This is a genomic window from Paenibacillus sp. VMFN-D1 (assembly GCF_003386155.1).
Classification (GTDB): Bacteria; Bacillota; Bacilli; order Paenibacillales; family Paenibacillaceae; genus Paenibacillus_AQ; species Paenibacillus_AQ favisporus.
The window spans coordinates 444,027-458,757 of the sequence record NZ_QRDU01000005.1 but is presented as its reverse complement, the minus strand read 5'-3'; the positions used below and the strand labels follow the sequence as shown (position 1 = coordinate 458,757).

12 protein-coding genes are annotated in these 14,731 nt (G+C 57.6%); 6 read left to right on the top strand and 6 right to left on the bottom strand.

Annotation, left to right across the window (positions count from 1 at the left end; genetic code table 11):
- The first annotated feature begins 7 nt into the window (after window positions 1–7).
- Window positions 8–1,000, top strand: a complete 993-nt coding sequence (locus tag C7820_RS28455; protein ID WP_116233889.1) for a permease — start codon at window positions 8–10, stop codon at window positions 998–1,000.
- Window positions 1,001–1,108: 108 nt separating this feature from the next.
- The gene (locus C7820_RS28450; protein ID WP_116233888.1) at window positions 1,109–2,050 is read left to right on the top strand and encodes a TIGR03943 family putative permease subunit; all 942 of its coding nucleotides are present in this window, start codon (window positions 1,109–1,111) and stop codon (window positions 2,048–2,050) included.
- Window positions 2,051–2,176: 126 nt separating this feature from the next.
- On the opposite strand, the gene C7820_RS28445 is transcribed toward C7820_RS28450, so the two are convergent.
- Together C7820_RS28445 and C7820_RS28440 are read right to left on the bottom strand one after the other, a co-directional pair.
- The gene (locus tag C7820_RS28445; RefSeq protein ID WP_089548651.1) at window positions 2,177–3,031 is read right to left on the bottom strand and encodes an NAD-dependent epimerase/dehydratase family protein; all 855 of its coding nucleotides are present in this window, start codon (window positions 3,029–3,031) and stop codon (window positions 2,177–2,179) included.
- Between the two features lie 57 nt (window positions 3,032–3,088).
- Window positions 3,089–4,027, bottom strand: coding sequence for an aldo/keto reductase family protein (locus tag C7820_RS28440; RefSeq protein ID WP_089548652.1), 939 nt, complete (start codon window positions 4,025–4,027; stop codon window positions 3,089–3,091).
- Between the two features lie 146 nt (window positions 4,028–4,173).
- On the opposite strand from C7820_RS28440, the gene C7820_RS28435 reads away from it, so the two are divergent.
- A complete protein-coding gene (locus C7820_RS28435; protein ID WP_076175611.1) occupies window positions 4,174–4,518 on the top strand; it encodes a winged helix-turn-helix transcriptional regulator in 345 nt (114 codons plus the stop codon).
- A 41-nt stretch (window positions 4,519–4,559) separates the two neighbouring features.
- Here the strand turns inward: C7820_RS28435 and C7820_RS28430 are convergent, their stop codons facing one another.
- Both C7820_RS28430 and C7820_RS28425 read right to left on the bottom strand, forming a co-directional pair.
- Window positions 4,560–6,065: a serine hydrolase domain-containing protein gene (locus C7820_RS28430; RefSeq protein WP_116233887.1), complete on the bottom strand. Its 1,506-nt coding sequence runs from the start codon at window positions 6,063–6,065 to the stop codon at window positions 4,560–4,562.
- 186 nt (window positions 6,066–6,251) lie between these two features.
- Window positions 6,252–6,545, bottom strand: a complete 294-nt coding sequence (locus tag C7820_RS28425; protein ID WP_116233886.1) for a hypothetical protein — start codon at window positions 6,543–6,545, stop codon at window positions 6,252–6,254.
- 224 nt (window positions 6,546–6,769) lie between these two features.
- Between C7820_RS28425 and C7820_RS28420 the strand changes: the two genes are divergently transcribed.
- The gene (locus tag C7820_RS28420) at window positions 6,770–7,348 is read left to right on the top strand and encodes a TetR/AcrR family transcriptional regulator (RefSeq protein ID WP_089548654.1); all 579 of its coding nucleotides are present in this window, start codon (window positions 6,770–6,772) and stop codon (window positions 7,346–7,348) included.
- A gap of 300 nt (window positions 7,349–7,648) precedes the next feature.
- Window positions 7,649–8,773 (top strand): cytochrome P450, encoded by a 1,125-nt coding sequence (locus C7820_RS28415; protein WP_116233885.1) that lies wholly within the window; start codon window positions 7,649–7,651, stop codon window positions 8,771–8,773.
- A 216-nt stretch (window positions 8,774–8,989) separates the two neighbouring features.
- Here C7820_RS28415 and C7820_RS28410 read toward each other — a convergent pair whose 3' ends face one another.
- Window positions 8,990–9,940, bottom strand: coding sequence for an aldose epimerase family protein (locus tag C7820_RS28410; protein ID WP_116233884.1), 951 nt, complete (start codon window positions 9,938–9,940; stop codon window positions 8,990–8,992).
- Window positions 9,941–9,970: 30 nt separating this feature from the next.
- A complete protein-coding gene (locus tag C7820_RS28405; RefSeq protein WP_116233883.1) occupies window positions 9,971–13,312 on the bottom strand; it encodes a DUF5107 domain-containing protein in 3,342 nt (1,113 codons plus the stop codon).
- Between the two features lie 228 nt (window positions 13,313–13,540).
- Here C7820_RS28405 and C7820_RS28400 point away from each other — a divergent pair, with 228 nt between their 5' ends.
- Window positions 13,541–14,617 carry an AraC family transcriptional regulator gene (locus C7820_RS28400; protein WP_258875545.1) on the top strand — a complete coding sequence of 359 codons (1,077 nt, stop codon included), beginning with the start codon at window positions 13,541–13,543 and terminating at the stop codon, window positions 14,615–14,617.
- The last annotated feature ends 114 nt before the right edge of the window (window positions 14,618–14,731 follow it).

Sequence of the window (14,731 nt, the reverse complement as noted above, 5' to 3'; positions counted from 1 at the left end):
TCCCGCCATGACCACCCTCTCCCCTTTTAAAATCGTCCCGCTGCTTCTTCCCGCCGCCTTTCTGATTATCCTGCTCGTCCTGTGGCTGCCGGAGCGCATCGAGCTGCTGGATAACGTCTATATGGACACGTTCAAAACCAGCTTCGTCGGCATTCTGCTGGAGGCACTGCCGTTCGTGCTGGCCGGTGCGCTGCTCTCTTCGCTGCTGCAGGTGTTTGTGCCGGACGAGGTCCTGTCGCGCTGGATTCCGAAAAAGCCGGTTCCGGCCATCCTGTTCGCCTGTCTCCTCGGCGTGATCTTCCCGGTGTGCGAGTGCGGCATGATCCCGCTCGTCCGCCGGCTCATTCATAAGGGCATGCCCGTGTATGTCGCGATCGTGTTCATTTTATCCGGACCGATCATCAATCCGGTTGTCTACGGAGCCACCTTCATGGCGTTCCGCAGCCATCCGGATCTCGCATACGCCCGGATGGGACTGGCCTTCGCCGTCGCTTTCCTGATCGGGCTCATCGTCTACGTTACGGTAAAAAAATCGCCGGTGAGATGGTCGATGGAGCGGGAAACCGGCGGGAATGCTCATCTCCATGCGGCACGCGGCGGCCGGCTGGCGTCGGTATTCGTCCATACGTCGGACGAGTTTTTCGACATGGGCAAATATTTGATCATCGGCTGCCTGCTGACGGCGGGCATTCAGACGTTTATGGTCCGGGAAAGCCTCTCCGCCATCGGCGGCCATCCGCTGGGCTCGTATCTGTTCATGATGGGACTCGCCTTTGCGCTCTCCCTGTGCTCCACGTCGGACGCCTTTGTCGCTTCCACCTTCCTGCACACCTTTCCCGCCGGTTCGCTGATCGCGTTCATGGTGCTGGGCCCGATGCTGGATTTCAAAAACGCCATGATGCTGATGGCGCTGTTCAAAACCAAGTTCGCCCTCTATCTGTTCTTCCTGATCGCCGCCTGCGTCTTTGTCGGTTCGGTTCTGATTTCGGCCTGGCTGTAAACTTTTTGGCGGATGTATCATTCGATCTGGCTGTGAACGCCCATGCCAGGAACACGCCCGCGCAAGATGCGAGAACCCCACCCCTAATCCGACTGGAGGTAAAGCCAAGTGAACGACTCCCGCAGCATCCGGCTGCATTACCTGTTCCGGGCGGCCGTGCTGGCGGCCTTCGCCCTCTATATTCTGCACCTGATGCAGCAGAACGCGCTGCATTATTACGTCGCGCCCGCCCTGGCGAGATGGATCCGGCTGTGCCCGATTCCGCTGGGCCTGATGGCGCTCAGCCTGGTGATCCAGGCACTGCTCGGACGCAGCCAGGTGCTGTGCAACTGCGATCACCGCCTGCCTGCCGGCTTCTTGAAAGGCACCGGCCTGTACGGCTTGTTCGTGCTCCCGCTGCTGCTCGGGTTCCTCCTTCCGGATAAGGCCCTCGGCAGCATCGCCGCCGCCAAGAAGGGCATCTCCCTCACCTATTCGGCGATGGAGCCGGAGAAGGCCATCCCCAGTGCGTCCACCGTGCCGGAGAAGTCAATTACCAACGCCCCCACAAATCGGGATACGACCGTCACCTTCGAGACCACCGATCCGTATGCCAAGGAATTCGCCGAGCTCGCCAAACTGCTGTACGCCCAGCCCGTCATCCCGGTCTACCCGGCGATTTACTCCGAAACGTTCGGGGCGATCGAAATGTTCAAGGAGCAGTTTGAAGGAAAGGAAATCGCCGTATCCGGCTTTGTTTACCGCGACCAGACAAGTGGAGCAAGCGGCCCCTTCGCGGTCAGCCGCTTTCTGGTGCAGTGCTGCACGGCGGACGCCACCCCTTTCGGCATTATGGTCGATCCCAAGCAGAAGCTGGCCCTGCCGGCCGATTCCTGGGTCAAGGTACAGGGCAAACTGAAGAACGTGTCCCAAGGGGGCAAGAATCTGATCGAGATCGAGGCTTCGCAAATCACGCCGATTACCCAGCCCCAGACCCCTTACATCTATACGAGCGCCGACTCGGTCGCCGCCTGGAAAGAGCTGCAGAAGGACGCCGCCAAGGCAAAATAGCAGGAATTGACCGACAAAAAAACCAAGAAGACTCCGGAACGATGCCCGAGTCTTCTTGGTTTGGAGTTTGTATAGGAGTATCTATTTCTGTGGTCCATGCTTTCTGCAGGCGCTTGCGGCCTGCGTTCAGCGAAGCTTCGCAACCTCGTCGCGCCAGCGGTGCTGCGGCTGCCAGCCGAGCAGGCGCTTCGCCTTCTCGTTGCTGAGCAGGGTCTCATGCCCCGCCAGCGGCGCGCGGATGTCCGTCACGCCGGGATACCTGGCGGCCAGCAGTTCGCGGCTCGGAACCGCCATGCTGGAGTCGTCGGCGGCCACGTTAAGAGCCACCGCACCGAGCCCGTCCGCCTCGACGGCCAGCCGGATGGCCGAAGCAGCGTCGCGGGTGTCGATGTAGCTCCACAGAATGCGGTCCCGTTCTTCGGGCTTGTCGATGAATGAGGGAAAACGCTCATACCATTCCGGAGGAATGACATTCCCGAGGCGAATGGAGACGACCTGCATGCCGGTGCGCCGGTGGAACATGTCGGCGGTCATTTCATTGACCACCTTGGACAGTCCGTAGCTGTCCTCGGGCAGCTGCGGATGCGCTTCGTCCACGGGCACGTACTGCGGGCTTAAGGGACTGACTGCAAATACGATGCCGTAGGACGATTCGCTGGACGCGATCACCGCTTTGCGGATTCCGAGGCCTGCGGCGGCCTCCAGCACGTTGTACGTCGACATGACGTTGTTCCGGAATGTAACTTCCGGCGTGCGGATGTGCGCCGCCGGGATCGCTGCCAAATGAACGACGGCATCTGCCCCGGCCAGCGCGCCGTAGGTCTCTCCCAAATCCTCAAGATTCGCAATCAGCGTAGGGCAGAGGTTCTCGTCGGGACGCCGGAAGTCCACGTTCAGCACCTCATACCCCTGCTCGATAAAATGACGCACGACCCACTGTCCAAGCATGCCGCTTCCGCCTGTAATGACGACTTTGGCCACAGGTAACGCCTCCTCTTCGCTTCGGTTCAAACCTGGCCGAACCCTTGGCCGGTCCGATTATTTCAGAATGTCTTCGATCCGCTCCTGCACGTCTTCGCTCAGCACGATGCCCGAAGCCTTGGCATTCTCCGTCACCTGCTCCGGACGGCTTGCGCCGACCAGCGCGCTGGCCACGTTGTCTTTGCGCAGAATCCACGCAAGGGCCAGGTTGCCGACGGAAATGCCGAGCTCTTTGGCGACGCCTTCAAGCTGCTGCACTTTGGCGATCTTTTCTTCGGTGATGCCTTTGCGCATCCAATCGAGCTTCGCCGCGCGGCTGTCCTGCGGAATGTCGGAAGCCGACGTGTATTTGCCTGTCAGCAGGCCTTGAGCCAGCGGGGAGAACACCACTTGTCCGATCCCTACGCGTTCGCTGAGCGGCATGACTTCCTTTTCGATGTAGCGCTCGAACATGTTGTAAATCGGCTGGTTGACCACAATACGGTCCAGCAGATAACGGTCGGCCACGCCAATCGCTTCGGCGATCTGCGATGCCTGCCATTCGCTCACGCCGACGTACAGCACTTTGCCCTGGCGAACCAGGTCGTCGATCGCGCGCAGCGTTTCTTCCAAAGGCGTCTCCGGATCATGGCGGTGGCAGTAGAAAATGTCCACATAGTCATGTCCAAGCCGCTTCAGGCTGGCATTGGCCTGCTCCGTAATATGCTTGCGCGACAAGCCGCGGTCGTTCGGGCCTTCGCCCATCGGCCAGAACGCCTTGGTCGCCAGCACGTAAGATTCGCGCGGATACGCTTTCAGCGCTTTGCCGACAAGCTCTTCCGCCGCGCCTTTTTCATAGACATTCGCCGTATCGAAAAAGTTGATGCCCAAATCGTACGCCGTTTTGATCGAATTCACCGCATTTTCACGTTCCACGTAACCGCCATATGTAAGCCAGCTGCCCAAGCTGATTTCGCTGACTTTAAGCCCGCTTCTTCCCAGTCTCCGGTATTTCATTCCATCTACCTCCTTGTTGTCCTGTTACCCTTTTCATTCTATAAAAGTTCATATATGATTTAAAGAAGTGAAATGTTTTTCACTTAATTATATCAAGGGTAGATACTATATAGAGTATAGTTATATACATATAAGGAGGAGAGTCTATGGAAACAGTCAAAAAAGCGAGCAGTTACATTCCGAAAAACCCGACGCATATCGAATGCAACATTGAAAAAACACTGGATGTGCTGGGCGGAAAATGGGCCTTTCTCGTCATCCGCGAGCTGTTCTGCGGCACTCTTCGCTTTGGTGAACTGCAGCGCCGTATCCCCAGCGTAAGCCCCCGCGCCCTGACCAGTACGCTGCGCCATTTGGAGGAGCAGGGCGTGCTGGAGCGGGAAGTTTTCCCTACCGTACCGGTGACGGTGGAATACTCGCTCACGCCTAAGGGACAGGACCTGCATGTCATCTGTCATGAAATGAAGCTGTGGGCGGCCCGCTGGACTTAAGCTCACGATTCGGAAATGTCATCAAGAAAAAAGCTCAGGCACTAGGCCTGGGCTTTTTGGTGTTCCCGTAATATCGCAACCATGCAGAGGGCCTTGCGGACGAAGCCGATTGCGCCAAACGCCGACAGCAGCGCCAGCCAAATCACGACGCTCGGCATCAGCAGGAAAATTTGCTCCCATTTCACCACTCTCCCGCCGCCAACGAAGGTCAGGATCTGCGGCAGGCTGATGAAAATCGCAAGTGGGATCAAGGTGGCGAGCATCCGCAGCGCAGTCAGCCAAACGCGGCGCTGCCGGGCCTTGTGTTCCCACCGCTTCCAGCGGAAAAAGAATCCCCGCACCCACAGCAGGACGGTCAGCAGCGTCAGCAGCGCGATCCCCGCCTCGATCATCCCTACGGAAATCGCTGACTTTGGCGGCTCCTCCCCGCTCAAAATGTCGGCAATGCCTGAAGCAAAGGTGCCATAGTTTACCAGCGCATTCAAACCGCTGCCAAACAGGATGACGATCCCGTAGCCGCTCTCCGGCATCAGCAGCTGATCCGCCTGATACGTCCACAAAATGCCGTTATGGCTTAACCTTGCACCGTCTATCGTCCATCCCATACCGTAATGGCTCTCCACACCGGCGGGAACCTCACGCATTGCGGCAATCCCCTTCGGGCTGAGCAGACGTGTTCCCCCATAAGTCCCTCTGCCGAGCTGCAGCATCAGCCACCGTGCCATATCGTTTGCGGTCGAGACATTCCCTGCGGCTCCCTCCACGAACCAATCCGGTTCCTTCATGGCGAGCGGCTGGCCATAGAGCAGCATGTGGCCCGGCTCTTTAAAGGAACCGGTCAACGCGGCGTCCGTCGTACGGTCCATGTGCAGCGGAGCAAAGATGTGCTTTTGCAAATAGTCCGGAAAAGGCTCCTTGCTCACCGTCTCCACGATCAGCGCCAGCAGCTGATAATTAGTGTTGTGGTAATGAAACGCCGTTCCCGGGTCGCTGGCGAGCTTGACCCCCTTCAACCGGGGGATCGATTCGCCGAGCGAAGCGGGCTGCGCCGAAAACGCCATTTCCGGAAACACGGTATCAGCCAGACCGCTCGTCTGGTTCAGCAGCTGCCGCACCGTGATCTCCTTCCCCCTCGGATCGTCCATCCGGAAGGACGGGAGTAGGTCCGCCGCCTTGTCTTCCAGGCGGATCTTCCCCGCTTCAACCAGCTGCATGACGGCCAGCGCCGTGATCGATTTGCTCAGGGAAGCGACCGGAAGCGGCGTGTCCGGCGTGACGGCTGCACCGCTTTCGGTTTGCCCGTACCCTTTTGAGTATACGATTTCGCCGTCGTGGACAATCGCGACAGACAATCCGGGAATCCGGTTCTGATGCATGCGGGTCTCGATGAACCGGTCGATCTGATCCTCCCGGCCTGTCTCAAGCTTGGGAGCTGCTGACGCCAAGCCGGTATAAGCTCCTGAGAAGACGGCTGCCAGGAGCAGCACGAGTATCATTTTTCGGGATATGAAGGCTATGGACCTCCGCTTTTCTTTACTTTTCATCATGAATTGAATTCCTCCTCTTGTATCGTAAGCCCAGTATAGGAGCCAAAACGAAAGAGAAGTTAAAGACAATCCTTAAGAAAGAGTTAAGTTGAACATTACGAAGTTTAGCGCTGAATGCCCACAAAAAAGAGGAGCAAGCTCAAAGCTTGATCCTCTCTTGATCTATCCACGCGAACGCAGGATAGGCTACCCGTTATTCGCGGCATAATCCGCATTCGCTTGTTCCAGCATGGTTTTCCAATCCTTAAAGTCGGTCTGCCGGGACACATGCCGATCCAGCAGCTCATCCGGTATTTTATTCAACTCTTCTTGGGTTTCCGCGTGAAAATTGCCATTTTCCAAAAAATCCTGAAAGCTGGCAAACGACGAATGCTTGCGCATAAACGAGCCGTTTAAAAGCTTGTCGAGGGCAATGCGGCCGGATTCTTCCTGCGCCGATTTTTGGCCTTTCAATTCCATCAGCAGATCGTCAAAGGACATGGATTTATTCTTTCTCAGAAGATCACTCCTAAATTGAATTTATGCTCAGTATAACATATCAGGTTTCATTCTATCTCATACCTTTAAAAATCGGGCGTTTCCCCATCCATCGATGCGGGTCCGGTTGACTAAATATTCCCAGCATGTTATGTTGTTTTTGAACTGACCAGTCAGATTAATCCCGTCCAACCGACGAATGAGATGGAAAGGACCGATACACCACCGTGAGCAAAGAAAAGATTCTGCACGCAGCCACCCGTGTCTTCTCCGAATACGGCTATCACCGGGCCAGCATGGATGAGATCGCCCAGCAGGCGCAGGTCGCCAAAGGCACCTTGTACTACAACTTTCCGGGAAAGTCCCAGCTGTTCAAAGCCGTGGTAAAAGCCGGATTCGAGGACATCATGGAGCGGACGAAAACCGACCTTAGCTCCGCGCTTCCGATCAAAGAGCAGATTCTGCGGGTTCTCCGCCACCATCTGGACTTGTTCCTCGACTCCCGCCATTTTGCCCATATCGTATTCAACGAAATTTCCAACGGCATTGAGCCCGATGTGCTGGATGAACTGAAGCAGCTCCGGCGCGAGCATTTAAGCTTTCTGGCCGGCATTCTTAGAGAAGCCCAATGCGAGGGCGGCATTATGCGCGACGTTGACGCGGACCTGGCTGCAGCCAGTACGATCGGCATGCTGGAAAGCACATGCAATTATTATTTGAGCCATCAGGAGGAGTACAGCCGCGAAGACCTGGAAAGCTTCGTATTCACGGTCGTCGCCGAAGGTCTGTTTAAGTCGCTTGATTAAGCAGGACCTTTTTTGCCCACATCAAACTGACCAGTCAGTTCAAAAGATTGTAGAGCGTTAAACAGAAGACTTTTATTAGGAAACAGAGAGAGACCGAGACACAGAACTTATTTAGGAAATCAACTCATCCAGAAAAAGATCAGCTCTAGCAGACAAACCTCGTTTACTTGTCGACAGACCCTATTTATGTGTAGACAGACCTCATGGATCGGAAGTTCTCAAGCGCAATGATCGATAGGCCGGATTTGCCCAAAATTTAGGTTGTTCTCATCTAAAAAAAGAAAGCGACGGTGTTGCTTCATGGAATGGAATGCAAATGGACTGCTCCCTTTGGAATGGTATAAAAAGATGCGCCGGGATTCCCCCGTTGTCCAGTCCAACGACGGGCAAGTTTGGGACGTGTACGGATATGACGATGTAAAGACGGTATTTACGAATCACGACATTTTTTCCTCGTCAGCCTTCCCTGATTCCGAGGACCCTCTGGAGCACAGCATTCTGCGGCAGGATCCGCCCAAGCACCGGCAGCTGCGCCGGCTGGTGACCCAGGCGTTCACGCCGCGCGTCATCGAATCGCTGGCTCCCAAAATCCAGTCGATCACCACCTCGCTGTTGGACGAAGCGGAGAAAAAAGGGCGGATGGACGCCATCGCTGACTTTGCCAGCCCGCTACCGATCGTCGTCATCGCCGAGATGCTCGGCGTGTCGCTGGACCACCGCGAACAATTCAAAGCCTGGTCCGACGCCCTGGTTGGAGACAGCGGCGAAGCTTTCTATCAGTGCCAGCGCGAGATGAGCGAATACTTCTCCGAAATTGCCGAAGACCGCAGACGCCATCCGCAGGACGATCTGGTCACCAAGCTGGTCGAGGCTCGCATCGACAATGAGCATCTGACGGACCTCGAGATCATCGGCTTCTGCATCCTGCTCCTCGTGGCTGGCAACGAAACGACGACCAACCTGATCGCCTCGGCGATGCTCGGCATCGACAGCCTGCCGGACGTCCGTGCGCAGCTGCTTGCCGACCGCAGCCTCATTCCCGGCGCGCTGGAGGAAGTGTTCCGCTATTTCTCGCCGGTGCAGGTCATGTTCCGCCGCGTGAAGCAGGATACCGTCCTTGGTGGCCAGGAGATGAAAGTAGGTCAATTCGTCCATATCTGGATGGCGTCGGCCAACCATGACGAGAAGGTGTTCGAACGTCCGGAGGAATTTAATATCCACCGCAATCCGAACCCGCACCTGGGACTGGGCAGCGGCATCCATTACTGCCTCGGCTCCCAGCTTGCCCGCCTCGAGTCCAAAATCGCGATCGAAACGCTGCTTGCCCGTTTTCCCGAATACCGCCGCGACCGTTCCGCTGAGCTGGCGCGAATGGACAGCATGATGATGTTCGCGCTGAAGGAACTGCCGATTATTTTGACATAGATACATTGGGCTATAAAAAAACAGAAAAATCCTGCATCCCTGGAGAGGGTGCAGGATTTTTGTCGGCTGACGCAAAGGAAATCACGGATCTGGAATTCGCTTTATCGACTGAACTCCTGCTGCCCTTCGGCGCCGGGCTTCCGTTAATCGAATCCCCTGCCGCAATGGTCCGGATTACGATCGGTTTGTCGTTCAGCCACCCGGATTCGTTTCATCTCACCGCTTGGCTTCCATCCAGCTCACTTCCAAATGCCACGTATACGTTCCGCCGCCCTCCACGACAGCAGCAGCGGCATCCCGCTTCATGGCATGCGCCAAGTCGTCCAAGAAGCCCGTGGCCGGCTCCAATGCCAGATGATACTGCCCCTGGTAGCCGCCGTAATTCGCCCACACCGACAGGTAAGGCACCTTCTCCTTCGGAAAGGTAAAGGTGATTCCTTCCTGCTTGAGCGGATCATAAACGGAAGCCTTTCCTTCCGGCAGCTCACCCGTAAAATAAAATTTCTCGGCCGTCCGCTCTTCACGGCGTCCCGTGCGGTCCAGGCGGCATCCCAGTTGGTTCGAAAAGGGCTGCGGCCACGCCAGCAGATCCCCCCTTTTCCCAAGCCTGTCACGTTCCGAATAGGAGATTGCAATCCCGCTCAACCCTTCGGGCACGATGATCTGCATCCCTTCCTCGATCCGCAGCAGCGGATGGGCTGCCCACAGGAACGCAAACGGGTACGGGCTGAGATTGGTCACCTGGTAGTCGATCCGGAGCCGGTCCTCTGCGGCAAACGAATACGTCTTCTCAAGCCGGTACGGCATCCTCACGCCGTGCACGATACACGAAAGGCGATCTCCAAGTCCCTCGGCCTTCCAGGGAATGGACCAGACCTCGCCGTGATCCGGAAGCTCTATCCCCTTCCAGGGATGCTCCGGATACCGGCATACGTTGATCGTCGGGAACATTTCATCCCATCCGCTTCCGTCGCTGTCCGCGAAGGAGCTGGCGTAGCCCCGATTCCCGAGCGGTCCGTCAGCCGGCGCGAGCCATTCCCGGCCGGTCAGACGGTTGCGGAGGGAGACCATTTTGCTGCCGAGCTCCGGCAGCAGGGTCACCTCCATGGCAGAGGTCCTTCCCGTCCAGGCGTTAAAGCCGTTGATTTGGTGCGGTGTCCAGCTCATCTTTCGCCCCCTTTCTCCCGGCCTGAGACGTCATATTCCCGTGCGGCATAACTCAAGATGCTGCGCGGCCCCCTGATGGTGCGGCTCCAGCGCCAGCGCCTGCCGGAAATGCTCCTCGGCTTCCCGAATTCGGCCCAGCCCCAGCTGCCCAAGTCCCATCATGTAATGGCAGTGGATTTCGTTGCGCTTGTGCAGATCGTCCTCAAACACGAGGAAGTCGGGAAGCGACACAGCGAAATAATCGATTTGCGGCCGATCGAACAGATGCTTTTCCCCGTAGTCGACCAGCTTGTTGAAGCGACTCCGCGCTTCCGCTTCCCGCCCCAGCCTGCGCAGGGCCGCGCCCTGGTAGAAAATCATGTGCGGCGGCTGGTCGTTGTAGTACATGGCGCTGGCCGGCTCCTCCAGCCCTTGCGACGCCTGAAGCAGCGCATTTTGCGCTTCCTCCTGCCGGCCGAGCAGGCCGTACGCGACGCCGAGGTAATAGTCGATGTTGTTCTCCTGAGCGCCTTCCAGCTTGCCCTCGCCAATGTTCAGCGGGTACTGCTTCGCGAGCAGCAGCTGCTCGGCGGCCTCCTCCGCCCGGCCTTCGTTCAGCAGCCTTTTGGCGATTTCGACACGGGCGGTCACGTATTGGGCCGGCACTTTGCCTTCCCCGCCTTCCCATGGATGGAAGCTGCGGGCGAGAATGAGGCTGAGCGCCTCCTCATGGCGGTTCAGCATATTGTGCAGCGTTAAGTATTCGAGGTACAGGTCATCCCGAAGCTCTACAAGCTCGCGGTGCGATTCCAGCGCCTGCAGCCGTGATTCCGGCGGGCGGCCGGTTTTTTTGTACAGCTGGTCCAGCTCGTAAAAGACGCGCGCGTCCGCCGGGTTCAGCCGAAACGCCGTCTCCAGCGCTGCTTGCGCATCGTCCGGGCGGTTCAGCTTGTTGTAGTAGGCTAACGCCAAGTTGCGGTAAGGCGTCGCAAAGCTGCCGTCCAGCGCCACCGAAGCTTCCCAGCACGCGGCCGCCTCGGCATGAAGCTTTTTGTCATAGAGCAGGTTGCCCAAGTAGTACCTTGCCTTAGCGTCTTCTGGGCGCAGCGCCGCCGCTTCTTGGAGCACGGCGTAATCGTGCAGCGTGTTCGGGAAGCAGTACGCCGGATCCGCCGCAGCAGCCAGCTCATCATAAGCGTCTGCCTGCTCATCCTGTCCGTTTTTCCGGCTCCAGCTCGCCTGGTAATAGCGGACCATCGGGTAGACACCCGGCTGCTCCGGTGCTGCGATGCGGCCCAGGACCTCAAGCGCATCCGCGTATTGGCCGGCATCGGCGTAATCCTGAGCCAAGGCGATGTAATTGTGCGCATCGCCGCGCATGAGGCCCGCCAGGCTGCCCAGCGCCTCCTGCGCCTCAGCCGTTCGGCCGGTTTCGCGGTAGACGGCGATCAGCTCGTTACGGGCCGCGAATTCCACCGGATCGATGCGGATCGTCTCCCGCACCAGCGTCTCGGCCTCCGCGGCGCGGCCCAGCCTCCGCAGGATGACGCTTTTGAGATGACGGGCCTTGTAATGGCGATATTGGACGTTCAGGGAACGGTCCACCAGCTCGAGCGCCTCGTCATACTGCGCCTGCCCGCAGGCGATCTGCGCGAGGGCAAAGTATCCCGCCGCCTGCCATGCTCCCGTCCACACGCTCTTGTAGAAGGCGGCGTATGCCTCTTCGAGCCTCCCCTGCCATTTGAGCGTCTGGCCGAGATAATAGAACGGCTCGCTGTCATACGGCCTTGCGTTGTGGCGCGTCAAGGTCTCGATCGCTTTTCGGAAATACACCTCGCTCTCCTCAAAGCATCCCCTCCGCAGCAGAAGCAGTCCGTAAGCGTTATTCAGCCGGATGTCGCCGGGATCCCGCTTCAAGCCTTCCAAATAATAAGCTTCCGGCTCACGGGTTGCGTGCCGGTACTGCTCCAGGTGCAGTCCCGCCAAATATAGCGCTTCGGTGCTTTGCAGCTGTTCCGGCGCCTCGATGGCTTTGGCCGGATCGGGAATCTGCTCGATCTTTTTCGGCATCGGCCGGTAGGAGACCAGCTCCCTTCCGTCCGCGTCCAGTACGATGACCCGCAGCTCCTCTTCCCGGACTTCGGCACCGATGTTCACCTCCGCCTGGAACACGTCGCTCGGCGACAGCTTCACCGTTTTGTCCAGAACGATCTGCCCAGCACTCTTCAGCAGCACGCGCGCTTGTTCAAACACCGAAGTGGCGTAAACCTGAACTAATGCCTGCCCGTCCGCCGTCTCCAGGTTTACGGCCGCGTCGATGGAGGCGTTTTTCACCAGACCGATCTTTTTATACGGCATAAAATACTGCTTGAAGCTCTTCTCCTCGTACGGCGCGAGCCAGCTGAAATCCGGCTGGTTGTCGGTGTAGACGCCGGTCATGAGCTCGATGTACGGACCGTCCTCGTCCGTCAGATTGCGGTCCCATGCCTGGCCGAACTCCCCGTGTCCCCAGGTCCACTGCTTTTTCCCTGGCGACACATGCCTGTTCGCAACATGCAGCAGCCCTGCGCCGACGCCGTGGTCGTAGCCGCCGACAAAATTATAGTCCGAGTGGTAGGCCATGTAGGAGGTGGGCACGGGAATGTTGCTGTATTTGGAAATGTCCACGCCGGCGGAGTAGTCCATTTTATAATACGTGCCCGTGGCGATCGGAAACTTGGACACATCGCGCTTGCCGTGGTCGAACACCGCATGCACGTCCGGCGGAAACACGGACTGCGTGTGGTCGTTGACCGCGACCGCCGGGTTGGCCCACCACAGAAACGTCTGCGGCGCCGCTGTCCGGTTGTACAGCTGGGCCTGAATTTCGAGGTAGGCCTTGCCCGGATGCAGGGTGAAGCCGGTCGTCACCTTGGTGCCGTACATGCGGTCGATTTCCCCGACCCATACCGTTGCGCTTCCGTCCGGATGATGTTCGATCGTATGCTCTACCTCGCCGAACGTGTTCGGGCGGTGATGCTGGGGCCAGTTGAACTCGATCCCGCCGGAAATCCACGGTCCGGCCAGGCCCACCAGCGCCGGCTTGATCACCTGGTTATGGTAGACAAAGTCGTACCCGTTCGTCTTGTCGACCGCCCGGTAAATCCGTCCGCCGATCTCAGGCATGACCTGGATTTGCACGTACTCATTTTCCAAAAAGATGATACGATACGATTTCGAAACCTTTTCGTCGTAAATTTTATCGATGACCGGCAGCGGGTAGACCCGTCCCGAGCTTCCCTGATACACACGCTTCTCCAAAAACATCGGGTTCGGATCGGGCTTGCCTGCCTCGTAAGTCGGGATTTCCACCCGCTCCTCCCATACCTTTACTTCTTCAGGCGCTTTGGCCATGCTGACTCATCCTTTCTTTCGCTTGGACGCATTAATAATTGCAATGGTGATGTCTGCATTCGGGAACCTTTCAAAACTCTATCCTCATCTTAAAAGGAAGCGGCGACGCCCTCCATTCACGATCTCATGGGAATGATGGATTATATTATGATTTTTCAGTGTCGATAGGGCATGTTGAGACGGAGGTTTCCATTGACATAGGACACGGACCACACCATAGTAAATACTATGAAGATACGAAAACCCGACGGATTCAAATCCGAGAAACTCATCGTCCTGCCGGATCATATTCTGATGGAGGCGTCATCGCATCCGCTGGTCCGTCCCCTCTACGTGACCGATACCGGATACTTCCCGCGCGCGCTGCATCATTACCGGGAGCGGCCCGAAGGCAGCGAAGCGGTCATCGTCATATTTTGCATGGAAGGAGAAGGCTGGTACCGCTTGGGAAGCGGCCGGGCGCAGCCGGTCGGCCAGGGCCAGGCCATCGTGATTCCCGCGCGGACTTCCCACGCCTATGGCTCGTCGGAGGAGCATCCGTGGAGCATTTACTGGTGGCATTTCAAGGGGGAGCAGACAGAGGCGTTTTTTGAGGGATTTGGCCTGGGACCCAATCCAGGGCACCAGTCAGGGCATGAGCCAGTACACGAGTCAGGGCACGGGCCAGAGGCCGAGGAAGCCACTACGCATGTTAGCGAGTCCGATGAATGGAATAATATCGGTGTGGGTGCACCGGGAACCTCGGACGGCGGGGACCTGACAGTGCCGCCTTCCCGTCCGGTTAAAACCGCCGCCTCCCTTCCCGTCACCCTGCCTCCGGACAAAGCGCGCCAGCTGACGGAGCTGTTCCAGGAAGGATATGCTCTGCTGGAGCAGGGATATACGCTGAACCACATCATCTATGTATCGCAGCTGGCGCATCACCTCGCGGCGATTTTGAGGCTGTGCCGGCTGCAGCCGCAGGATGGGATTTTCCGCCACAGCCAGCACGATATCACGCAAACGGTGCGATATATGATGGACCGCCTGGAAGGCACCGTCACACTGAAGCAGCTTGCTGCGCAGGCGCGTGTGTCGGTTCCGCATTTTACCCAGCGCTTCAAGGAGGCGACCGGCTACTCGCCGATCGACTACTACCTGCGGCTGAAAATCCAGCTGGCCTGCAGGCACCTGGACCTAACCGGGCAAAGCGTAAAGGAAATCAGCCACCGACTCGGGTTCCAGGACCCATATTACTTCTCGCGCCTGTTCAAAAAAATCATGGGCAAGTCGCCCTCCGAATACCGTGGGACGCGGAAGGGATGAGTTGGGAAGGGAGTTTCAGAACCATGAATACCAGCTGGTTATTTTGGAACTGATGCTCCCGCAAATCGAGGGTCAGGAGGTCTTGCGCCAAATTCTAGCGAAGGGAACCGTTCC

Excerpts from the sequence above, each read along its gene's own strand:
- C7820_RS28455 (WP_116233889.1), top strand. The coding sequence starts at position 8 with ATGACCACCCTCTCCCCTTTTAAAATCGTCCCGCTGCTTCTTCCCGCC.
- C7820_RS28440 (WP_089548652.1), bottom strand. The coding sequence starts at position 4,027 with ATGAAATACCGGAGACTGGGAAGAAGCGGGCTTAAAGTCAGCGAAATC.
- C7820_RS28435 (WP_076175611.1), top strand. The coding sequence starts at position 4,174 with ATGGAAACAGTCAAAAAAGCGAGCAGTTACATTCCGAAAAACCCGACG.
- C7820_RS28430 (WP_116233887.1), bottom strand. The coding sequence starts at position 6,065 with ATGATGAAAAGTAAAGAAAAGCGGAGGTCCATAGCCTTCATATCCCGA.
- C7820_RS28425 (WP_116233886.1), bottom strand. The coding sequence starts at position 6,545 with ATGTCCTTTGACGATCTGCTGATGGAATTGAAAGGCCAAAAATCGGCG.
- C7820_RS28415 (WP_116233885.1), top strand. The coding sequence starts at position 7,649 with ATGGAATGGAATGCAAATGGACTGCTCCCTTTGGAATGGTATAAAAAG.
- C7820_RS28410 (WP_116233884.1), bottom strand. The coding sequence starts at position 9,940 with ATGAGCTGGACACCGCACCAAATCAACGGCTTTAACGCCTGGACGGGA.
- C7820_RS28405 (WP_116233883.1), bottom strand. The coding sequence starts at position 13,312 with ATGGCCAAAGCGCCTGAAGAAGTAAAGGTATGGGAGGAGCGGGTGGAA.
- C7820_RS28400 (WP_258875545.1), top strand. The coding sequence starts at position 13,541 with ATGAAGATACGAAAACCCGACGGATTCAAATCCGAGAAACTCATCGTC.